The sequence below is a fragment of the Paenibacillus gallinarum genome, from assembly GCF_014836635.1.
In the GTDB taxonomy this organism is placed as follows: domain Bacteria; phylum Bacillota; class Bacilli; order Paenibacillales; family Paenibacillaceae; genus Paenibacillus; species Paenibacillus gallinarum.
Map to the genome: position 1 here is coordinate 1 of NZ_JACSQL010000002.1, position 21,750 is coordinate 21,750.

The following is a 21,750-nucleotide window of genomic DNA, read 5'->3' on the forward strand; positions in this document are numbered from 1 at the left end:
TGTGGCGGAATTGGCAGACGCGCGCGACTCAAAATCGTGAGGGAAACCGTGGGGGTTCGAGTCCCTTCACCGGCATATATATTTCGGGATGTAGCTCAGCTTGGCAGAGCACCTGGTTTGGGTCCAGGGGGTCGCATGTTCAAATCGTGTCATCCCGATTATGAAAAGGTTATTGCTTAGGCAATAACCTTTTTTTGTATATAAAGATTGGATCTCGGTCACAATAGACTAAAAAGTGTGTTAGAAGGGGATCCAATTGAAGTTTCTTAATTTTAATAAACGATGGAAAAAAATCAAACGAACGCTAACAACATTCACGATATGTGTTTTACTTGCATTACTAGCTGGAGCAGGCTTACCGATTTCTCAGATGGTACAATCCCTCTTAACAGCAGGCAGCATTGAAGTGATGGAAGAAAACTCATCCCTTGAAGACAGCAACATGGCCCAAGCCAGTCTATTGGAACAGATTCGTTCAAACGACAAATTGAGCCGTGTTTTTTTAGAGAAGAACTATGTTTGCGGTACAGAAACCATAAACTTGGGTAACTTCACTCCTGAAGAAATGATCACTCTAGTCAAGCAGCATCCTGGCTGGTCTGGTTATATTGAGGCGGAAAATGATCTAGTAGTGCAGGAAACGGTTAATGACCTATCTCCGCATTGCAAAGAAAACGCATATATGAGTTTGGATAAAGAAGGGAACCTAACTCTCTTTGAGGGGAAGCCGAAGGAAGAGAAGGCCATTCGTACTTTTTTTCAACTTGATGTTGGTTCGATGGAAACCTCATTACCAGCGGGTGTACTTGAGCAACTGCAAAATGGTATACGTGTTCAGGATATAGAGGAATATAATAGTGTGCTTTCTACTTTTGGTGATTACGCGGTTGCCCCTGTAGGGAATATTGTAGATTAGATAAGAATAGATAGTGAGAAAAGGCGGATGAGGGTCCGTCTTTTTTTGTTTTTTATACAAAAAATTCAAGGAATATTCGGAGTTTTCGTCGAAGCGCAAACTTTTTCGTTATAGGGCTGGAACATTTGATATAATGAATAAACGATACATATGTTCGCAGTATGTTAAGGAGAGATGTGTTTGCGTTTTTTAGGAATTGACCCGGGTATTGCTATTGTTGGTTTTGGTTTTATAGATAAAACAGGGAGTAAACTCACTCCCGTTCAATATGGATGTATACAGACAGAGGCACATACACCTGATGAGGAAAGACTGCTGCATGTGTATGAGGCTATGTTGCAATTAATTGATAAATATAAGCCTGATGCTGTGGCATTAGAGAAACTATTTTTTAATCGAAATGTGACGACAGCGATGTCGGTTAGTCAGGCACGGGGTGTGTTGATTCTCGCAGCAATCCAAAGGGGATTACCTATTGCGGAGTATACACCGATGCAAGTCAAACAGGCTGTCGTAGGCTATGGTAAAGCAGAGAAGAGACAAGTTCAGGAAATGGTCCGAATGTATCTTAAGTTACAAACCATCCCTAAACCGGATGACGTAGCCGATGCACTGGCTGTAGCCATTTGTCACGCTCATTCTTACGCGCTAAATTCTAAGATAAATGAGGTTTTGAAAAAATGATCGACTATATCAAAGGACCGATTGTGATCATTGAGAATGATCATGTCGTAGTTGATGTGCAGGGAATTGGATATCAGATTTTTTGTCCGAATCCTTATATATTTGCTAAGCAAGAAGGTGTTGTTACAGTATACACACATCACCATGTAAGAGAAGATGCGATGCTGCTTTATGGGTTTGGAAGTCGTGAGGAACAACAACTATTTCGGAAACTCATTGAGGTCTCAGGAATTGGTCCACGTGTTGCCCTTGGGATTTTAACTGGCGGTACACCAGAACAACTGGTTACGGCGATACATCAAGAGAATATTACCTTTTTGACCAAACTCCCAGGGATCGGGAAAAAGACAGCACAGCGTATGATTCTCGATCTAAAAGACAAGCTGGATGGCTTTGGTGGGGCGATATATGCTACTGGACTATTTGCTCCTAATGTAGCAGATGAAGGCGACGGTTCATACTGGTCCGAGGCTAGAGAAGGTCTGAAAGCCCTTGGATATACAGACAGTGAGCTCGATAAAGTATGGCTTCGCATGAAAAACGATACAACCGCAGAAGATACAGCAGATGTACTTATGAAGAAGGCTCTTAAAATGCTTTTTACAGGATAAACAGGAATAGAATAGAGGGATAAGTATGGATGACCGGATCATATCGGCCAACCTGATGATGGAAGATCAAGCGGTGGAGCTGAGTTTGCGTCCCCGCTATTTGAATGAATACATTGGACAGGATCAAGTAAAGGAAAACTTAAAGGTATACATTGAAGCTGCCAAGATGAGAAATGAAGCACTAGATCATGTGCTCTTATACGGCCCGCCAGGACTAGGTAAAACCACGCTGTCAAACATTATTGCGAATGAACTTGGTGTGAACCTGCGAACTACTTCTGGACCGGCGATTGAACGGCCTGGTGATCTTGCAGCTTTGCTGACCAATCTGCAAGAAGGGGATGTCCTGTTTATTGATGAAATTCACAGGCTTAATCGTTCTGTAGAGGAAGTGCTGTATCCTGCGATGGAGGATTTTGCACTCGATATTATGATTGGTAAAGGCCCAAGTGCGCGTTCCGTGCGTCTAGACCTCCCACCTTTTACTTTGATCGGTGCTACGACAAGAGCAGGTCTATTATCTGCTCCACTTCGAGATCGATTTGGAGTGATCAGCCGGCTTGAGTTTTATACTGTGGATGAGTTAACCTTTATCGTTTCCCGTACAGCGGATTTACTTGGTATTGAAATTGTTGGGGATGCAGCAGAAGAGATTGCCCTTCGGTCGAGGGGGACACCGCGTATTGCAAACCGTCTACTCAAACGTGTTCGGGATTTTGCCATGGTACGAGGAGATGGAATCATTACTTCGTCACTAGCAGAAGAGGCACTTAAAAGACTGCAAATCGATCCGCGTGGACTTGACGATATAGATTATAAGATGCTGAAATCGATGGTCACAAGCTTCCGCGGAGGGCCAGTAGGTCTTGATACAATTGCAGCGACAATTGGGGAAGAAAGTCAAACGATTGAAGATGTGTACGAGCCGTATCTCCTGCAAATTGGTTTTCTGCAAAGAACTCCGCGGGGCAGAATGGTGACTCCAGCTGCTTATGAGCATCTAGGAATTCCGATGCCGACAGATAGATAACTGGATGCTTACACAGTACATTTTTTTGTATTGTGCGTTGCTCCAGGGTGAAAACTAGCGAACAGGAATTTCTGGATCAACGAATAGGGAGGAGAACGATAAATGAACCGAATAACAAACACTCAAAGTGTCCGCTCCTTATGGACAAAGGGAGCTAAGATGACCCTTGCTGCAGTACTGCTGGCAGGTAGTTTATGGGGACCACTTCCATCAGCTAGTGCTGCAATAAATGACACCATTCGTGTCGCACTGTTCGCAGATCTCGGAAGCACCTATAGATCCACTACACCTGCAGTTACACTTCAGACGGATGGAGATTGGACTGCTGGGATGAATGGGGCATCAGGTTATGAATCATGGATATCATTGCCTGCGTTGACACAAACTCGTTTTAGTGTCGATGGTTTTCGTGTGAAAGTGCTAGAAACAGATGTATTCAAGACGGCTTCCGGGGCTGCAAAAGTACTGCAGGGAACAGTCGATAAACCTATCATTTATCAATCTTCTAAAAACGGAAAAACAATATATCAAGTTTACACAGGAAACTACTCAACATCAGCTCTTGCTGAAGCAGCTGCAGTACGAACACAGAAGACAGCTGCTTCTTATTTGGCTGGACAAAAGCCAGTTGTAAAAGGCAGCAAGCATAGTCAAGCAGGAGTATTTGCAAGTAAGAAAGATGCGGATACAACGCGTGATACGATAACTGCAGGCGGCTATGATGCCTTTACAGTCATTCAGTCGGAAGGCGGTAGTCCTGAATATGCAGTATGGGTTGGTGAAGAAACAACAGATGCTTCTTTAGCTGCGTTAGAAAAACTCGTGAAAGTAAAATTGCCACAACTATCTTTAAGTTCGGTAAGTGCGGGAATGAATGCTTTAATCATTAGGCAAGATGTGACTCTTAATTTGGTCTCCCCAGAAGTAACCAACCACTATATAGTAAGCGGAACCGATATGAAGTTAATGCTGGACTCGAGTAGCACTGGCATAAAAGTAACGGAGCGTTCCGCACGTACATATCGAGGAGATTTTGAAATAAGTGCATATAACGGGCAACTCGCTCTTGTCAATCAAGTACCACTTGAAGAGTATCTGTATTCAGTTGTTGGAGCTGAAGTATACACATCTTGGCCAGCAGAATCTTTAAAAGCACAATCCGTTGCTGCGCGGAGTTATGCACTTTTTCAAGGAAATAAATTCAAGATCGCTAATGTGGTAGATACAACGTTAAGCCAAGCTTATAACGGAATCGGATCGGAACATCAAAATGTAACAAATGCCGTAAATGCTACTGCTGGAGAGGTTATTAAAAGCGGTGGGAAAGTCATTGAGGCTATTTTTTCTTCCAATGCGGGAGGGATAACAGCGGATCCGTCTGAAGTGTGGAATGGTGGCGGGAATCTATTCGCAAGCGTAGATAGTGCAGGAGATAAGTCTGCTCAAGAAGGGACACATAATTGGTATCATGTACTTCTAAGTGACGGAAAGACAGGCTATATTCGGGAAGATAATACAAAACTGCTGGAAGGAACGACTGCAGCGGGACTACCTAAACTTACGGTTACTGCTAAAAATACAAATGTTCGTAAAATTCCTCTCATTCAGTCGAGTGTCTCCCCTGTAGCCCAGCTAAATCCAGGTACCGAATCGGTTATTCTTGGGAAAACGAAAGAATCAGGTACGTACAGCTGGATGCGTGGACCGTTTACATCTGCGGAGATTTCAGCGATGCTTCAAGGGAAAATATCAACGACCGTTCCATCCACTATTTCTAGCTTGGAAGTAACAAGCCGGGGTCCATCTGGTAGAGCAGTAGAAGTGAAAGCGAATGGACAAGTGCTTGGTGTTAAATACGGAGATGCATATCGTAGTGCTTTTGGAAGTTTACCGAGTACTTTGTTTGATATTACGAATACCGGAAGTTATACTGTACTAGGTGCAAATGGACAGGTTGTGACTAAATCTGGGGCAGCTGGAGCTTCTGTAGTATCAGCTTCCGGTACGACATCTTATTCTGGAAACTCCCTGGTTGTCATGAACAAAGACAGCGAGGCAAGAGCAGTTAGTAAGTCCCAAGCTTTTCTGTTTACAGGTCAAGGATATGGGCACGGGCTAGGTCTGTCTCAGTGGGGAGCAAAAGGACTTGCAGATGAAGGGTATGATTACCAGTCTATTTTGAAACACTATTATCAGAACGTAACTATAGTTAAGGAATGACGACATAATGAATGTAGATCTATATGATTTTGAGTTACCTGAATCTTTGATAGCTCAGACACCACTTGAAAATCGAACTGCATCAAGACTCCTGACGCTGAACAAGGACAGCGGGGAAATGGAACACCATACATTTTCAGATATCATTAATTATCTTCATCCCGGCGATACGTTGATTCTGAATGATACAAGAGTTATACCTGCAAGATTGTTTGGCGTAAAAGAAGATACAGGAGCTAAAGCAGAAGTTCTGCTTCTCCATAATCTTGGCGACAATCGTTGGGAGACCCTTGTTAAGCCAGGGAAAAGACTGAGAAAAGGGGCTGTCATTCGTTTTGGAGACGAGTTGTCAGCTACGATTGAAGAAGAGATCGATATGGGGGGACGGATTATCCGTTTCCATTATGAAGGTATTTTCCAGGAAATATTGGACCGGCTTGGTCAAATGCCATTGCCTCCGTATATTAAAGAAAAATTAGAAGACAAAGAGCGGTACCAGACGGTTTACGCGAAACATGAAGGGTCCGCAGCCGCTCCAACGGCAGGGCTCCATTTTACTACTGAACTGCTTGAGGCAATTAAACAAAAAGGAGTTCGCATTGGTTTTCTTACTCTCCATGTAGGACTTGGAACGTTTAGACCGATGTCAGTAGACGTAGTAGAAGATCATGTTATGCATGCCGAGTATTACTCCATCTCGCAGGAGACAGCAGATTTAATTAATGATACCAAGAAGAATGGCGGAAGAGTCATTGCTGTTGGGACCACAAGCTGCCGAACTTTGGAGACGGTAGGAAATCAATTTGAAGGTCAAGACTTGGCTGCAAGCAGTGGCTGGACGGATATTTTTATATATCCAGGGTATACGTTCAAAGTAGTGGATGCACTCATTACTAATTTCCATCTTCCCAAGTCTACTCTTGTGATGCTGGTCAGTGCCCTTGCAGGCAGAGAGCAAATTATGGAAGCTTATAATGAGGCAGTGAAACAACAATATCGTTTCTTTAGTTTTGGAGATTCGATGTTTATTTATTCAGATAGAGGATGAGAGAAAAATGTCAGCAGCGATAACCTATGAACACATTAAAACTTGTAAACAATCAGGAGCACGTCTTGGACGCGTTCATACTCCGCACGGAGTAATTGAGACTCCTATTTTTATGCCAGTAGGCACACAAGCAACGGTGAAAACGATGAGTCCGGAAGAACTCAAAGAAATGGAAGCGCAGATTATTCTGAGCAATACCTATCATTTGTTTCTTAGACCAGGACACGATATTGTTCGTGAAGCAGGTGGACTTCACAAATTTATGAACTGGGATCGTCCTATTTTGACAGATAGCGGTGGTTTTCAGGTATTTTCCCTCAGTGAAATGAGAAAAATAACAGAGGAAGGCGTGCACTTCCGCTCTCATTTGAATGGAGATAAATTGTTCCTTTCCCCTGAGGTAGCCATGGATATTCAAAACTCACTAGGTTCTGATATTATGATGGCATTTGATGAGTGTCCGCCATATCCGGCAGACTATGAATATGTTAAAAAATCGCTCGAGAGAACAAGCCGCTGGGCTGAGCGTTGTCTTGAAAGTCATGCGCGGCCAAATGATCAGGGATTGTTTGCAATCGTTCAAGGCGGAATGCATGAAGATTTACGGAAACAGAGCGCTCGGGATTTGACTTCCATGGATTTCCCGGGGTATGCTATTGGTGGACTTAGTGTGGGAGAACCCAAACATTTAATGTACGATGTGCTGGATTACACTGTACCTTTGCTGCCTAGTAACAAACCTCGTTATTTAATGGGGGTAGGTTCACCAGACGCATTGATTGAAGGTGCAATTCGCGGTATAGATATGTTTGACTGTGTGCTTCCAACTCGTATTGCCCGGAATGGGACAACGATGACAAGTCAGGGTAGACTCGTTGTTCGTAACGCGAAATACGCCCGTGATTTTGGTCCACTTGATCCTGAGTGCGATTGCTACACATGTCGGAATTATTCAAGGGCTTATCTTCGTCACTTGATCAAGGCTGATGAAACATTTGGTCTAAGGCTTACTACGTACCATAATCTTCATTTCTTGTTAGACTTGATGAAGAAAGTACGTCAAGCTATTATGGATGACCGGTTGCTTGATTTCCGGGATGAATTTTTTGATCAATATGGATTGCATGATAATGACAAAGGGTTCTAAGTAAACTACTTATAACCAATTCTTGAAAGGGGGGAATAAAATGTTGAATTTCACAGCAACAACAAATGCAGCTGGTGGTGGTTTGCAGCTAATCATTATGATGGTACTTATGTTCGCAGTGTTTTACTTCCTGCTCATTAGACCACAGCAAAAAAGACAAAAAGAACATCGAAACTTATTGAATTCCTTGAAAAAGGGAGACAAAGTAGTAACGATTGGCGGCCTTCATGGTACGATCACAGAGGTAATGGACGATACTGTTGTACTGCGTGTAAACGATGTCACTAAACTGACATTTAACCGTAGCAGTATTAGTGCCGTATCTCCTAGAGAGAGCGTTGAAGATAAAGCATAAGTAAAAAGAGGACTCCTGTTTAGGAGCCCTCTCAGACTGCAGGCACACTAGCTTAAACTGGTGTGCCTGCAGTCTTTTTTTATTCTAGATCATGATGTTTTAGGATTTTTCTACATTCACTCCAAAAATACCGCCGATTGCTCCTAAAATAAATGCAGCCCCCCATTGCAGAACATCTTTCAGTTGTAAGGAGGAATCCAGAGCAAGAAAACCAATGAGGAGGATTAGAAGTCCGTATACCGCTCCCATAATTCCACCGTGATACCATCCGCGTTCGTTTGATCTTTTGCCTGATATAAAGCCCCCTATTAGTATTGAAACAGCATGTACTACGTAAGTGTAGAATGATAAATCCTGCTCACGCATACCGGTAAGCCAAAGAAAAAGCGATAGAACGAATGCACCGATAAACATCCAGATGAAAGCAGCATTTAAACCAGAGAGCAGAGGACTATTAATTCGTACAGAAAACAAACGGCGAACAAATTGCATGAAGGTGACCTCCCTTAATCATTCGGTACTCATTAATACATTGTATGGTCAAGCTATCCATGATATGAACTGATTTTCCATTAATTAATGGGCATGACTTTTCCATGTTCGGTCAACCTATGAACTGTTATGGAACGAATCAATACGACTCACAATGCGGGGAGGATAAATTAAAAGATGGATCACATCATGTTACATATTGGTAGGACAATTCTCATGTATTTTATAGCTGCATTCGCCATTCGACTGATGGGTAAGAGAGAAATTGGAAAATTATCTGTTTTTGATCTGGTAATATCCATTATGCTCGCTGAAATTGCGGTGTTTGCTATTGAAGATATAAAAAGACCGATTTATGAAGGAATCGTTCCTATTATTGTTCTCGTTGTTCTGCAAGTGGGTATCGCTCTGATCGGACTTAAAAGCCGCTGGTTTCGACTCGCTCTGGATGGTAAACCGGTCATCCTGGTCTCTAACGGTGAATTGCAAAGAGAAGAGATGAGAAAGCAACGTTATAATTTAGATGATCTAATGCAGCAGCTCAGAGAGCAAAGTATTGATAATGTTGATGATTTACAATTCGCGATCCTGGAGACGACAGGCAAACTCACCACCTTTAAAAAGGAAAACAATGCTCCGTTGTCTGGCAACTCAGGGGACTCAGGATCCGCAGCAAATGAGAGCGATTTGAAATCAAAAGAAGACATTAAAAGTAATGATGAGAGTAAGGAACATATAAAGGCAATGCAAAATATACGTTATGGAGCTCTGCCATTACCGCTGATTATGGACGGGAAAGTACAAGATGCTAATTTGGAGTTAATTGAGAAAAATCGTTTCTGGCTCAAAAATCAGATTCAAGAAAAAGGAGTCAAAGATTTTAAGGATGTATTTTTATGTTCTATTGACCACAAAGGAGAGCTGTACGTTAACGTAAAGAAAAAACCGTAATTCATTTATTTACGACGAATCCAAGCGCCTAGAATAGGAACACGAGATAAATCATGAAGATCAATTAAGCGACAAGCTGCCATAACCGATAAATAGAGAAGCAGACCTATAAAGCTAGAAGCAAGAAACTGAAGGAACAATATACTCGGCCAAGGGAGATGATGAAATAAATATTGAACAACGGCAGCCATTATGATCATTCCTGTTCCCACTTTTAGAGCATCAAGCCAGCGAAAACGAAACCCAAGGAGCTGCTTTAGACTTCTCCCATGCAGCAGAGTTACAATAAGGGCATTAATACAGATGGCTATAATGGCGCCATAAATACCGTATTCGGGTTTTGAGGCAAGATAAAGGATAAGACTGATCTTAATGATGGCGCCCAGCATTGTATTGAACAGCGCCTTTCCAGGACGATCTAAAGCTTGTAGAGCCGCTTGCAAGGGAGCTTGAGTGTAAATAAATAGAGCAAAGGGAGACATCGTCCTCAGCATATTTGCAATGGAACTATTATTGTAAAGAAGCAGGCACAGCGGTTCTGCGAGGACATACATAATGACTGCAAACGGTCCCCCGGTCACTAGCGCTAAACGTAGAGATTGGTGCATTCTTTTATGAATTGTTTTGTAATCTTTTCGGGCAGCAGCTTCAGACAGAGAAGGAACCAAAGACGTAGCAAGTGAAGAAGTGAGTGCACCTGGTAAAAGAAGCAAAGGAATTACCATACCCTGCATCGCCCCGTACTGTGCTGTTGCCATTGCTTTTGTGAATCCGGCGAGAGCAAGACTTTGTGCTGTGACAATCGTTTCGAGAAGATATGAGATGGAGCCAACCAAACGTCCCGCTGTAACAGGAATTGAAATAGACATGATTCGTTTGAATATAGATTTACTTTCCATCTTAGTCTTGTTGGGCTGCGGAATAGGTGCGGGCACCAATATCCCAGCTTTTCTATTGCGTTCATGCTGCCAAAGTAAAACAAACATGCCGATAAGCTCTCCTGCTACTGCACCGAGCATGGCTCCCGCTGCCGCAAATTCGATTCCTTTTGGTAACAGAAGATAGGAGAACCATAGTACGCACAAAATACGCATGAGTGTTTCAGCAATGGAGGAACTCGCAGACGGAATCATATTTTGTTTTCCTTGAAAATAGCCCCTGTATACGGATGAGACGGCGACAATTAAGATCATGGGCGTCATACTAACAAATGTGTAATAAACCCTTTCATCTGTGAGAATTCGGCTCGTTACAAAAGGAGCAAATAGGAGGCATAACGCTGTAAAGACGGCACCAGCAGTCAAAGTAAAGAACAGACTTGTTTTTAAGATTTTCTCTGACGCTTTTACGTCTCCATGGGATTCAGCCTCAGCTACAAGCTTAGCAATGGCTAGCGGAATTCCACCTGTAATGAGTGTTACGATAACGATGAAAAAGGGGTATCCTTGCTGATATAAGCCAACGCCTTCCGCACCAATGACCCGTGGTAAGACGATTCGGGGTATGAATCCCAGGATCCGATTAATGATGCCGGCTGCTAGCAAAATCATAGTCCCCTGGATGAACGTTTGTTTTTTCATAAGTGTTAATCCCTCTTCCCCATGGGTTAGTACATAATAGGTTTTGACATATGGTACTAGTTCTACTTCATGAATATGCCGAACCTGTCCCATCTCATGACTGTTAGTTAACAATCAGATGATTTCCCTTAATTCACCAGGGAGATGCTCGTTCAGCTAGGCAGGAATACTGTAGGAAGATGTCGAATAGGTAAGCAGGAGCACAAAAGGAGTGATTTAACGCCATGGAATCATTTATTGAAGAAATGGACGCCCACGAGTTGGAAAATGCAATTGAGCTCTTATGCTGCAGTAAGGCAGAAGAACTTCAATTAGTGGGATATCAATATGTAACAAGTAAGGATGTTTGGAATTGCGTCAGCCGCAAATATGAAAAACAAGGAATCCCCCCACTCCATCAACTGGTTAATGATATTTTGTCGCTGAAAGCTACCAGTTTTATGAACTTTATGACAGTATCTGCATACCGAGGCTCCTCTTTCTAAGGAAGAGGACTTTTTTAATGAAAATTGACTGAGATTTCCTGCATCGCTATAATGGGAATATTGAGAATGAAGGGGGAACTATGGACGGCATGAAGAGAATAGTCAGTTTCATTCTGGTCGTGCTTGTAACGGTCGGCTTAATGGCCTATACAAGTCCGGGGCTGCTCAAAGATATACGTTTGGGCCTCGATCTTAAGGGAGGCTTTGAGATTCTATATGAAGCACAGCCGCTCGAAGCTGGACAAGCAATCACCAGAGAATCACTTACACAAACTGCAAAAAGCTTGGAACAACGTGCGAATGCACTAGGTACAAGTGAACCCGAAGTAACTACAGAGGGTACGAACCGCATTCGTTTAAGGCTTGCAGGCGTTACGGATGAGGTAGAGGTCCGGAGTAAAATGAAAGAACCTGCCGAACTGACATTTCGGAGTGCGACAGAAGATGATGAGCCCGGAACATACAGCAAAATCGAGCTTCGTGGTAATGAATTTGTTGAGAACGGCGCATCCGTCGTTTATGACTCTCTGAACCAACCGATGGTCGATATTCAGGTGAAAGACAAAGATAAATTTGCTGAAATTACAAAACGTCTCCAAGGTAAAGCACTGGCTATATATCTTGATGATGAATTGTTGTCCGCTCCTGAGGTTAAACAAACATTAACCGATGGTAAAGCACAAATCTCAGGCAGTTATACAAGAGAAGAAGCAAATGAGCTTCGTGATACGATTAACTTAGGAGCATTGCCTCTTAAACTGACAGAGAAATATTCCCAGAGCGTTGGGGCTAGTCTAGGTCAATTATCACTTGAGCAAACGATAAAAGCAGGGATTATTGCTTCCATCTTTATTCTAGTCTTTATGATTAGTTTGTATCGTATTCCAGGACTCGTAGCAAGTTTTGCGCTCATCACACATACTTGGCTTGTACTCGCTATTTTCTATCTCGGTGATTTTGTTCTGACTCTTCCGGGTATAGCGGCCTTCATTCTAGGTATTGGGATGGCAGTCGATGCCAATATTATTACTTACGAACGGATTAAGGAAGAACTTCGCAGCGGGAAAAGTATCCTGTCTGCTGTGAAATCAGGTGAGAGAATTTCGTTCCGTACGGTCATGGATTCTAATATTACAACGATTATTGCCGCATCCGTTATGTTCTGGTTAGGAACCGGGTCTGTAAGAGGATTCGCCATCGTTCTAATTATTGATATTGTGACAAGTATCCTCACGAATGTCTTCTTCTCCCGCTTCTTATTGAACCTGCTTGTGAAAGCAAATCTCATCAAGAAGCCTAGTTACTTCGGAGTGAAGGAGAGTGAAATTCGTGCGCTTTAATTGGGATTTTGATTATATTAAAATCAGTAAGTATTTCTATACCTTTTCTATTATTATTACACTGCTTGGTATTTTAAGTCTGGCGGTCTTTGGACTTAACTACGGAGTGGATTTCCGATCAGGTTCGAACGTGGATATTACAGCAAGCAAATCAGTAACGAAAGAAGAGATTGAGCCGGTCCTTGAAGAAATCGGACTCGCAGCGGATGAACCTCAGATCTCTGCAGGAAGTGACCGAGTTAATATTCGTTTTCCTTCTGTACTTAATGAAGAACAAGAAAGCAGCTTAAAAGCGTCCTTTAACGAGAAAATCGATCCTGAGGCTTCCTTTGAAGTGAACACAGTTGATCCAGAAATGGCGAAAGAGCTGGGTAGAAATGCAATTTATGCTGTTCTACTTGCAAGCTTGGGTATCATGATCTACGTAACGATCCGTTTTGAATGGAGATTTGCGGTTGCTGCCATTGTGGCATTACTACATGATGCGTTTGTTGTCATTAGTATTTTCTCACTATTCCGGTGGGAAGTGGATCTAACCTTTATAACGGCAGTACTTACCATTGTCGGGTTCTCGATTAATGACACCATTGTAGTATTTGACCGTATACGTGAAAACTTGCGTTTCTCTAAAATTAAGACACGTACAGATTTAAACGAAGTCGTAAATCGCAGTATTTCACAAACGATGACTCGTTCTCTGTACACAACAGTTACTGTATTCATTGCATCGTTGTTCCTGTTCCTGCTTGGCGGAGAGTCCATTCGGATGTTCTCACTTGCGATGGTCATCGGCCTTGTATTTGGGGCTTACTCATCCATCTTTATCGCAAGTCCATTATGGGCAGTACTTAAAGGCAAACAAAAACCAAATCACAATAATCCTTCTAAGACGACTCCATAACTTACTCAAGGATTACCGAAAACCGCGTCTTATGACTATAGGCGCGGTTTTCTAATATAACTGTCTTACGTGTAGAGGGGGAACACGGATGACCACCAAACAACACCGAGCAATACATGTAATGTTCTGGATGGAAGTTTGTAAGAATACAGTTTTAACAATTATTAAGGGAAGCGTTGGTATTGCTTCGGGAAATAAAGCATTATTAAGCGATGCTCTATATTCCGCAGGCGAAGCAGGTTCTCTTTTTACACGACAATATCAAGTATGGAACGGTAAAGGATCGCCCACAGAATCTTCAGAGAAAAGGAAGAAAGTTGGCCAATTCATAGCACTCATTGTTCCGCTGATGGTTCTATTAGGAGGGCTTCAACTTGCCATATCTTCTGTCCAAGTCATGATTAAGGCAGATCCGGAGCCCCCGCATATCAGTGCATTAATTGCAGCAGTTATCGCTTTCACTTTTGCTGAAATTTGGTTTCAGTATGAATGGCGCCATACATATAAAGACGCTGAACGTTCGATTATGAAGCATTATTTTGAACAGCACAGATACGCATTTTATACTTCCTTATTGGTACTTACTGGAATTATTTTGTCTATGATTGGTAAATCATTTGATTATTTCTATCTTCTTTATGCTGATCCTATCGCTGCTCTTGTAACTTCAGGAATCGTGATCTGGAGAAGCTATCTGCTTATAACAGGTCACATACCTCGGCAAAAAGAGGAATCTTATTTAGATACCTATGATTACATGCAGACAGTTCAGCGTGTTCATGGTATTGTTACCGTGGAGCATATTTGTGCCTATGAACGTGAAGAAGGAATCCATATTGATTTAACAATAACCGTCAATCCGCGAATGACCGTAGCAGAAGCACAAGAAGTAGCGGAAAGATCGAAAGTACTACTAATGGGACGTTTTGAACAAGTATCTAGAGTTCAGCTGAAAGTCGTTCCCTACCAATCAGAATACCCATATAAAAGTAATTGTGAGCTTGCCGAAAGAGAGACAAACACATTACTACAATAAGAATGTAAAATGAAAACTCAGGATTATCTGAGTTTTGTTTTTTTGCTAGAAAGAAAGGTGATTAATGAGTGCTTTATTCTCAATATCATTGGAACGAGCCTAAGATTACAGATGAGCAGATAAACGGCTTATCAGAGGAATTATCCACTTCTCATTTGATGTCAAGATTATTGCTAAACCGAGGTATCGATAGCAAATCAACAGCAGAGCAGTTTTTGCGTCCTTCTGATGAGGTGCTTCATGATCCGTACCTTATGAAAGGAATGGACCAAGCTGTTCCACGTATCCGTGAAGCTCTTGAACAAGGAGAACATATCCTTATTTATGGTGATTATGATGCCGATGGAGTATCCAGTACTTCGCTTATGATTTATCTTATGAGAGAGTTGTCAGCCTCGTACGATATCTATATTCCTCATCGAGCCAATGAAGGATACGGTCTTCATAATCATGCACTGGATTGGGCGCACCAACAAGGAGTTACCTTAGTCATTACCGTAGATACAGGAATTAGTGCCGTCGAACAGATTGCTTACGCTAAAACACTCGGAATAGATGTCATTGTTACGGATCACCATGAGCCGCCTGAAGTTCTTCCTGAAGCATACGCCTTAATTAATCCTAAACAGAAGGACTGTCCTTATCCTTTTAAAGGGCTTGCCGGGGTTGGTGTTGCAATGAAATTGGCAGAAGCGCTTCTAGGAAGTGTACCTCGTGCCTGGATGGAAATCGCAACGATCGGGACCGTCGCTGACCTCATGCCGCTTATAGAGGAGAATCGGGTTATTGTTCAAAGAGGCATCGAAGAAATGAGAAACACCTCATTCCCCGGAATTCGAGCCCTGTTAGAAATCAGCGGAGTGGACATGTCTACTGTTAATTCAACGAATGTTGCCTTTGCTCTTGCCCCTCGTATTAATGCGAGTGGTAGACTTGCCCATGCAGGCAGAGCAGTTTCTTTGTTAACAACGGAAGACCCTGATGAAGCTGCGCATCTTGCGGAGGAACTAGATCTGCTTAATCGTGAGCGGCAGCAGGTGGTAGAACAAATGACGCAGGAAGCTTTTGAGATACTGGAGCAAAAAAAAGTGGATGGTAAAGTTCCTGATGTTATCGTTGTAGCTGGTGAGGGCTGGAATCTAGGCGTAGTGGGTATCGTCGCTTCAAAAGTGCTTGAGAGATATTATCGTCCTACACTGATCTTGGGGATTGATCCTGCCACAGGAAAATGCAAAGGTTCGGCTAGGTCCACTCCTGGACTTGATATGTATGAAGCTTTGACTGCTTGTAAAGACATCATGGATCATTATGGAGGACATCCGGCTGCGGCAGGAATGACGCTTCATCGGGATAAACTGGAGCTGCTGGAGCGTAAACTGAATGAGTATGCCGGCCAAGTAATGAAACCCGAGCATTTTATTCCTGTTACAGAAACAGACGGAGAGTGCCGTATATCCGAAGTACCGCTGAATGTAATTGAAGAAATGGAACAATTGCAGCCTTTTGGTATGAATAATCCTACTCCTAAATTTATTATTCGCGATGCTAAACTGATGGCAAGCCGGAAAATGGGAAAAGATTTAACTCATTTAAAATTAACGATTGAACAGGACGGGAAAATGCTGGATGCTATTTCTTTTGGAAAAGGCAAACTTGCTGACTATATCCCAGAGGGATCTGTAATCGATGTGATGGGGACGCTTCAAATTAATGAATGGAATGGGTCTAGAAAACCTCAATTCATGATGGAAGATATCCGAGTGAAAACACGTCAGGTGTTTGATTACCGTGGATGCAGAGAACCTCTTGAGGAAATGAATACCATTCTAAAAGACCTATCTCATAGAATAATTCCTAATGCTGGAAAGATTGCAGTTCTTGTTCAAGAGAAAAACTTATTTGCTATCGAAAACCATTTGTATGAAAAGGCAGTTTGGGTATATGATAGGAAGGTTGGGATCGTTCCGTGGAACGATTCGGCCAAAAAAATTGGCGATAAGCATCTGGAAAGTCTGTTTGTGCTGGACATCCCTGAAACTGCAGAGCAATGGACAGCCATGCAAAGCATGATTGTGAAAGCGAATAATGTCATTCTTCTTCACCGTACGGTTGAGCCTAAACAAAGATTACAACGACCGAGTCGTGATGACTTTAAACGTATATATGTCCTTATTTCGAAATGGGGACAGGAAGCTGTGCCTGAAAAAGAGATGATTGAGGCTTTAAGCCGACAATGTGGATATTCTGTAAGAATGATGTCAAAAGTCATGGACGTGTTTGAAGAGTTGTCGTTTATCAAACGTCATTCAGGTACATTGACCTTTGTGACAAATCCGCCGAAGCAGAGTTTGACGGATTCCAGGAACTACCAGGCTATTGAGCAGCTGGCTGAAATGGAGAAAGCCATGTTTGATTTGGCAGCGCCCCAACTGATGCAATGGATGAAATCTCAGACAAAGGGTGCATCCTAGCTCATTTAAATTAGGAGGAGATTATTTTGGATTTTAAAGAGTACATTCGGGTTATACCTGACTTTCCACAACCAGGAATCAGTTTTAAGGACATTACAACCCTACTGAAAGACGGCGAGATGTATCGCAAAGCTATAGATGAAATGAAAGAAATGGTTTCTGATCTGAAAATTGATGTTATTGCGGGTCCAGAAGCACGTGGATTTGTAGTAGGTGCACCGCTTGCTTATGCACTAGGTGTTGGTTTTGCTCCGATTCGTAAAAGCGGAAAGCTTCCAGGTGAGACTATTGAACTTGGATATGACCTAGAGTACGGAAAAGACAAGCTTGCAATGCATTCAGATGCGATTGAAAAAGGACAAAATGTGCTGATCGCTGATGACCTGCTCGCAACAGGAGGCACAATTGCAACATCCGTAAGCCTTGTAGAACAACTTGGAGGCAAGGTGGTAGGTGCTGCTTTCTTGATCGAGCTAGAAGACCTTAAAGGCAGAAATAAATTGACGGACATCAATGTATATTCTTTAATGAAATACTAAGTTTGTAAGCAATAATAATTCTCAAACTGAAATTTTAGATTTCTAGGTGACAGGTTTCCCGGGAAATATCCTGAAAACTTGTAATCTGGTTTTTAGGTTTTAAAAAAGGTATCCTCCACACGGAGGATACCTTTTTTGGTCTTAGTGATTATTTTTTTTAACTGATTCTTCAATCCAACCAAGTTTATGGAACAGACCGAACAGAAGGCTTGCAATCATACCCACTATCGTTGCTAGTGCCATCCCTTTTAGTTCAACCGTACCAATGGTAAGTGTTGCACCACTGAGGCCTGTTACAAATACTAAGGTAGTAAGTATCATATTACTTGTTTTAGAAAAGTCTACTTTTTGCTCTACAAAAATACGGAAACCAGATGCGGCTATAATCCCGAAGAGCAAAAGTGATACGCCGCCCATGACTGCATCAGGTATATTAGCGACTACCGCTGTAAACGTACCTGAGAATGACAATATAACAGCAATAATCGCCGCACCGCCAATAACAAAAATGGAATACACTTTTGTAAGTGCCATAACACCAATATTCTCACCGTATGTTGTGTTCGGTGTAGATCCGACAAAACCAGAAATGATGGTTGAGATTCCGTTACCTAGTAGAGAGCGATGAAGCCCGGGGTCTTTCGATAAATCTTTTCCAACAATACTGCCTGTAACGAGTAGATGACCAATGTGTTCGACAATAACAACAAGTGCCACAGGTACAATGGTAACAATCACGCCAATATCCCATGAAGGTGTAGTAATCGTTGGTGCAGTTATAAGGTCCACATTTGTAATAGAGTGAATATCAACTTCGCCCATGAAAAAGGCTAGTGCATAACCTGTAACGATCCCAATCAAAATATGAATGATTTTAGCAAACCCGCGGAACAAGAGTGCACCTAGTACGGTTACACCGAGAGTTACCATAGAGAGTGTAATTGTGGTAGCATCAGGAGCCCAATTCGGATTGGTTGCCGGGTTTGAATTAATCAGTCCTGCCATTCCTGCGGCAACAGGGACAATCTCTAGTCCAATCAGGGCAACAACAGCACCCATTACAGCGGGTGGGAAGAGTACGTCAAGCCATCTTGTCCCAACAAACTTAACAATAAGTGCTACGAGACAGAAGATAATACCGGTAATAATAAAAGCAGCCAGTGCCATTGAGTATCCATTACTCGGATTATTATCTATTACCATAGTTACAGGCGCAATAAATGCAAAACTTGATCCAAGATAGGCAGGAATCTTCCCTTTACATATAAATATGTATAGAAGTGTTCCTAAACCATTCATTAACAGAATCATCCCGGGATCTACACCGAAAAGATTAGGAACAAGAACAGTACTTCCAAACATAGCGAACAAATGTTGCATGCTGAGTAAAAAACCTTTTCCTAATGGTAGTTTTTCATTAACTTGTATTTCGCGTTGCAAAATGAGTCCACTCCTTATTCAATTTTCATGTCTTGCTGTAAAAGTCGTAATCTCCAACAATCTTTACTAGGATATACAGATTTCCGTCATTTTTCAATGTAATTTTTTGCGGAAAAACGGGTATGTTGGATCAGACATAAAGGAAAGGAATATTGAGAAATGGAGATAACCCTCAGATTATGTCATCTACTGGCGATGGTTGACGTAGAAGCAGGTAAGCGTCATAATATTATAAAATCACTTTTTCGGGGAACCTGTGTAGACGTAAGATCAGCGGGTTCCATTTTATTATAGAAAGGAATCGGACAAATCTAGATGGGCATAGAGCAATTACTGGAGAAGGCTGGAGCCTATATAAAAGAACCTGAGCTTATCCTGATCCGTGAGGCTTATGACTTTGCTGAAGAAGCCCATCACGGACAGACGCGCAAATCAGGTGAACCGTATATATTGCATCCGCTGGCGGTGGCAGACATCGTGGTGAATATGCAGATGGACAGCATATCAATTATTGCTGCCCTGCTTCATGATGTTGTAGAAGATACTACAGTTCCTCTGGATGAAATCAGAAAGAAATTTGGCGAGACGTGTGCCATGCTAGTCGATGGATTAACTAAGCTGGAACGAATTAAGTTCCGTTCGAAGGAAGAACAGCAAAACGAGAACTATCGTAAGATGTTTATCGCCATGGCGCAAGATATCCGTGTTATTGTGATTAAACTAGCGGATCGTCTTCATAATATGCGTACTCTTAAATATCAGTCAGAAGAAAGCCAACGTCGTATTTCATATGAGACATTGGAAATTTTCTGTCCTATTGCTAATCGGTTAGGTATTTCTGCGATTAAATGGGAGATGGAAGATATCGCTTTGAGATATCTGAACCCGCAGCAATATTACCGGATTGCAAACCTGATGCATAAGAAACGGGCAGAGCGTGAGCTCTATATTGATAACGTTATTGACCGAATCAATGAGAAATTGGGAGAAATGGGGATTCAAGCGGATCTTTCAGGAAGACCCAAACATATCTACAGTGTTTATAAGAAAATGACGACAAAGAACAAGCAGTTTAATGAGATTTATGATCTGCTTGCTATTCGTATTATCGTTGATAATATTAAGGACTGTTATGCAACCTTAGGCATTATCCATACGTTATGGAAGCCGATGCCAGGCAGATTTAAAGATTATATTGCGATGCCAAAAGCGAATATGTACCAGTCCCTTCATACAACGGTTGTTGGACCAAATGGTGAGCCTACGGAGGTTCAAATTCGTACTTGGGATATGCACCGTACTGCTGAATTTGGTATTGCTGCGCACTGGGCTTACAAAGAAGGCGGAACGAGTAATCTTGAAGACAGCATCACTTTCTTCCGGGAAATTCTTGAATTGCAAAATGAAGCAAAAGATGCCTCTGAATTCGTTGAATCTCTTAAAATGGATTTCTTCTCTGATCTGGTGTTTGTTTTTACGCCAAAAGGAGAAGTCATTGAGCTTCCGGCAGGATCGGTACCGCTGGACTTTGCTTACCGGATCCATACAGAGGTCGGTAATCGAACCATTGGAGCAAAAGTGAACGGTCGGATTGTTCCGCTGGATTATCAGCTGAAAACCGGGGATATCGTTGAGATTTTGACTTCCAAGCATTCTTATGGTCCGAGCCGAGATTGGCTGAAAATTGCGCAGTCTTCTCATGCGCGCAGCAAAATCAAGCAATGGTATAAGAAAGAAAAACGGGAAGAAAACGTTGAAAAAGGCCGAGAGAGCCTAGAGCGTGAAATGAAACGCCTTAGTCTTGAACCTTCTCAGTGGCTGACAGACGACAAACTTCAAGAAGTAGCTAAGCGTTTTGCTTTTAATGATATTGATGATATGTTATGTGCGATCGGATTTAGCGGCATTACAGCATCTCAAATCGTTACACGTCTTACTGAAAAACTCCGTAAGGAGCAAGAAGAAACGAATCTTCTGGAACTAACTACGGAACGGAAAGATATCAAAGTAGCACCTGAACGCAAAGTACAGCATACCAATGGTGTTCGCGTGAAGGGAATTGACAATTTACTCGTACGCTTTGCCAGATGTTGTAATCCTGTACCTGGAGACGAAATTGTCGGCTATGTTACGCGCGGACGAGGTGTGTCTGTGCATAGAACGGACTGCCCTAACCTGCCGTCTGTCGATGGACAAGAGGAAGAAGCAGCCCGCGTGATTGAAGTGGAGTGGGAAATCGAAAGCGAAACAGCAAACTACAGTGTCGATATTGAAATAACAGGACATGATCGGAATGGTTTGCTTAATGAGGTGCTTCAGGCTGTCTCTGAAAGCAAGACGAATATTTCCGCTGTTACAGGCAGAACAGATAAGAACAAACTGGCTCAAGTGCATATGACGATTCTCATTCGGAATACAGATCATCTGCAGTCTGTTGTGGAGAAGATCAAACGAGTGAAGGACGTATATAGCGTACATCGAATTATGCAATAGGCTGTAAGGTA

Annotated in this window: 19 protein-coding genes and 1 tRNA gene; 17 read left to right on the forward strand and 3 right to left on the reverse strand. The window is 42.3% G+C overall.

Annotation, left to right across the window (positions count from 1 at the left end; translation table 11 throughout):
- Positions 1 to 84: 84 nt before the first annotated feature.
- The 9 genes from H9647_RS04970 (at position 85) to yajC (ending at position 8,011) form a co-directional block, all read left to right on the forward strand.
- Positions 85 to 158: transfer RNA gene (locus tag H9647_RS04970), tRNA-Pro, on the forward strand.
- Positions 159 to 256: 98 nt separating this feature from the next.
- On the forward strand, positions 257 to 916 hold the full coding sequence (locus tag H9647_RS04975) for a BofC C-terminal domain-containing protein (protein ID WP_191798680.1): 660 nt from the start codon (positions 257 to 259) through the stop codon (positions 914 to 916).
- Positions 917 to 1,096: 180 nt separating this feature from the next.
- On the forward strand, positions 1,097 to 1,600 hold the full coding sequence (ruvC, locus tag H9647_RS04980) for a crossover junction endodeoxyribonuclease RuvC (protein ID WP_191798681.1): 504 nt from the start codon (positions 1,097 to 1,099) through the stop codon (positions 1,598 to 1,600).
- Complete coding sequence (gene ruvA / locus H9647_RS04985; RefSeq protein ID WP_191798682.1) at positions 1,597 to 2,211, forward strand: Holliday junction branch migration protein RuvA; 615 nt, start codon at positions 1,597 to 1,599, stop codon at positions 2,209 to 2,211. The genes ruvC and ruvA overlap by 4 nt, the downstream gene beginning before the upstream one ends.
- Positions 2,212 to 2,236: 25 nt before the next feature.
- The gene (ruvB, locus tag H9647_RS04990) at positions 2,237 to 3,241 is read left to right on the forward strand and encodes a Holliday junction branch migration DNA helicase RuvB (protein ID WP_191798683.1); all 1,005 of its coding nucleotides are present in this window, start codon (positions 2,237 to 2,239) and stop codon (positions 3,239 to 3,241) included.
- 102 nt (positions 3,242 to 3,343) lie between these two features.
- A complete protein-coding gene (locus tag H9647_RS04995; RefSeq protein ID WP_191798684.1) occupies positions 3,344 to 5,461 on the forward strand; it encodes a SpoIID/LytB domain-containing protein in 2,118 nt (705 codons plus the stop codon).
- A 7-nt stretch (positions 5,462 to 5,468) separates the two neighbouring features.
- The gene (queA, locus tag H9647_RS05000) at positions 5,469 to 6,509 is read left to right on the forward strand and encodes a tRNA preQ1(34) S-adenosylmethionine ribosyltransferase-isomerase QueA (RefSeq protein ID WP_191798685.1); all 1,041 of its coding nucleotides are present in this window, start codon (positions 5,469 to 5,471) and stop codon (positions 6,507 to 6,509) included.
- Between the two features lie 7 nt (positions 6,510 to 6,516).
- Entirely contained in the window at positions 6,517 to 7,656 is a 1,140-nt protein-coding gene (gene tgt / locus H9647_RS05005; RefSeq protein WP_191798686.1) for a tRNA guanosine(34) transglycosylase Tgt, read from the forward strand.
- 40 nt (positions 7,657 to 7,696) lie between these two features.
- Positions 7,697 to 8,011, forward strand: coding sequence for a preprotein translocase subunit YajC (gene yajC, locus H9647_RS05010; protein WP_191798687.1), 315 nt, complete (start codon positions 7,697 to 7,699; stop codon positions 8,009 to 8,011).
- 99 nt (positions 8,012 to 8,110) lie between these two features.
- Here yajC and H9647_RS05015 read toward each other — a convergent pair whose 3' ends face one another.
- Positions 8,111 to 8,503 (reverse strand): TIGR04086 family membrane protein, encoded by a 393-nt coding sequence (locus tag H9647_RS05015; RefSeq protein ID WP_191798688.1) that lies wholly within the window; start codon positions 8,501 to 8,503, stop codon positions 8,111 to 8,113.
- A gap of 177 nt (positions 8,504 to 8,680) precedes the next feature.
- Here H9647_RS05015 and H9647_RS05020 point away from each other — a divergent pair, with 177 nt between their 5' ends.
- Positions 8,681 to 9,454, forward strand: a complete 774-nt coding sequence (locus H9647_RS05020; protein ID WP_191798689.1) for a DUF421 domain-containing protein — start codon at positions 8,681 to 8,683, stop codon at positions 9,452 to 9,454.
- A gap of 5 nt (positions 9,455 to 9,459) precedes the next feature.
- On the opposite strand, the gene spoVB is transcribed toward H9647_RS05020, so the two are convergent.
- Complete coding sequence (spoVB, locus tag H9647_RS05025; protein WP_191799413.1) at positions 9,460 to 11,034, reverse strand: stage V sporulation protein B; 1,575 nt, start codon at positions 11,032 to 11,034, stop codon at positions 9,460 to 9,462.
- 224 nt (positions 11,035 to 11,258) lie between these two features.
- On the opposite strand from spoVB, the gene H9647_RS05030 reads away from it, so the two are divergent.
- The 6 genes from H9647_RS05030 (at position 11,259) to H9647_RS05055 (ending at position 17,806) form a co-directional block, all read left to right on the forward strand.
- Positions 11,259 to 11,519 carry a post-transcriptional regulator gene (locus H9647_RS05030; RefSeq protein WP_191798690.1) on the forward strand — a complete coding sequence of 87 codons (261 nt, stop codon included), beginning with the start codon at positions 11,259 to 11,261 and terminating at the stop codon, positions 11,517 to 11,519.
- A gap of 89 nt (positions 11,520 to 11,608) precedes the next feature.
- The gene (secD, locus tag H9647_RS05035; protein ID WP_191798691.1) at positions 11,609 to 12,859 is read left to right on the forward strand and encodes a protein translocase subunit SecD; all 1,251 of its coding nucleotides are present in this window, start codon (positions 11,609 to 11,611) and stop codon (positions 12,857 to 12,859) included.
- Positions 12,849 to 13,760: a protein translocase subunit SecF gene (secF, locus tag H9647_RS05040; RefSeq protein ID WP_191798692.1), complete on the forward strand. Its 912-nt coding sequence runs from the start codon at positions 12,849 to 12,851 to the stop codon at positions 13,758 to 13,760. The genes secD and secF overlap by 11 nt, the downstream gene beginning before the upstream one ends.
- An 88-nt stretch (positions 13,761 to 13,848) precedes the next feature.
- Entirely contained in the window at positions 13,849 to 14,796 is a 948-nt protein-coding gene (locus tag H9647_RS05045) for a cation diffusion facilitator family transporter (protein WP_191798693.1), read from the forward strand.
- Positions 14,797 to 14,864: 68 nt separating this feature from the next.
- Positions 14,865 to 17,267, forward strand: a complete 2,403-nt coding sequence (recJ, locus tag H9647_RS05050) for a single-stranded-DNA-specific exonuclease RecJ (RefSeq protein WP_191798694.1) — start codon at positions 14,865 to 14,867, stop codon at positions 17,265 to 17,267.
- A 26-nt stretch (positions 17,268 to 17,293) separates the two neighbouring features.
- Positions 17,294 to 17,806, forward strand: coding sequence for an adenine phosphoribosyltransferase (locus tag H9647_RS05055; protein WP_191798695.1), 513 nt, complete (start codon positions 17,294 to 17,296; stop codon positions 17,804 to 17,806).
- A 141-nt stretch (positions 17,807 to 17,947) separates the two neighbouring features.
- Here H9647_RS05055 and uraA read toward each other — a convergent pair whose 3' ends face one another.
- A complete protein-coding gene (gene uraA, locus H9647_RS05060) occupies positions 17,948 to 19,246 on the reverse strand; it encodes a uracil permease (RefSeq protein ID WP_191798696.1) in 1,299 nt (432 codons plus the stop codon).
- A 315-nt stretch (positions 19,247 to 19,561) separates the two neighbouring features.
- Between uraA and H9647_RS05065 the strand changes: the two genes are divergently transcribed.
- Positions 19,562 to 21,739 carry a RelA/SpoT family protein gene (locus H9647_RS05065; RefSeq protein ID WP_191798697.1) on the forward strand — a complete coding sequence of 726 codons (2,178 nt, stop codon included), beginning with the start codon at positions 19,562 to 19,564 and terminating at the stop codon, positions 21,737 to 21,739.
- Positions 21,740 to 21,750: the final 11 nt, after the last annotated feature.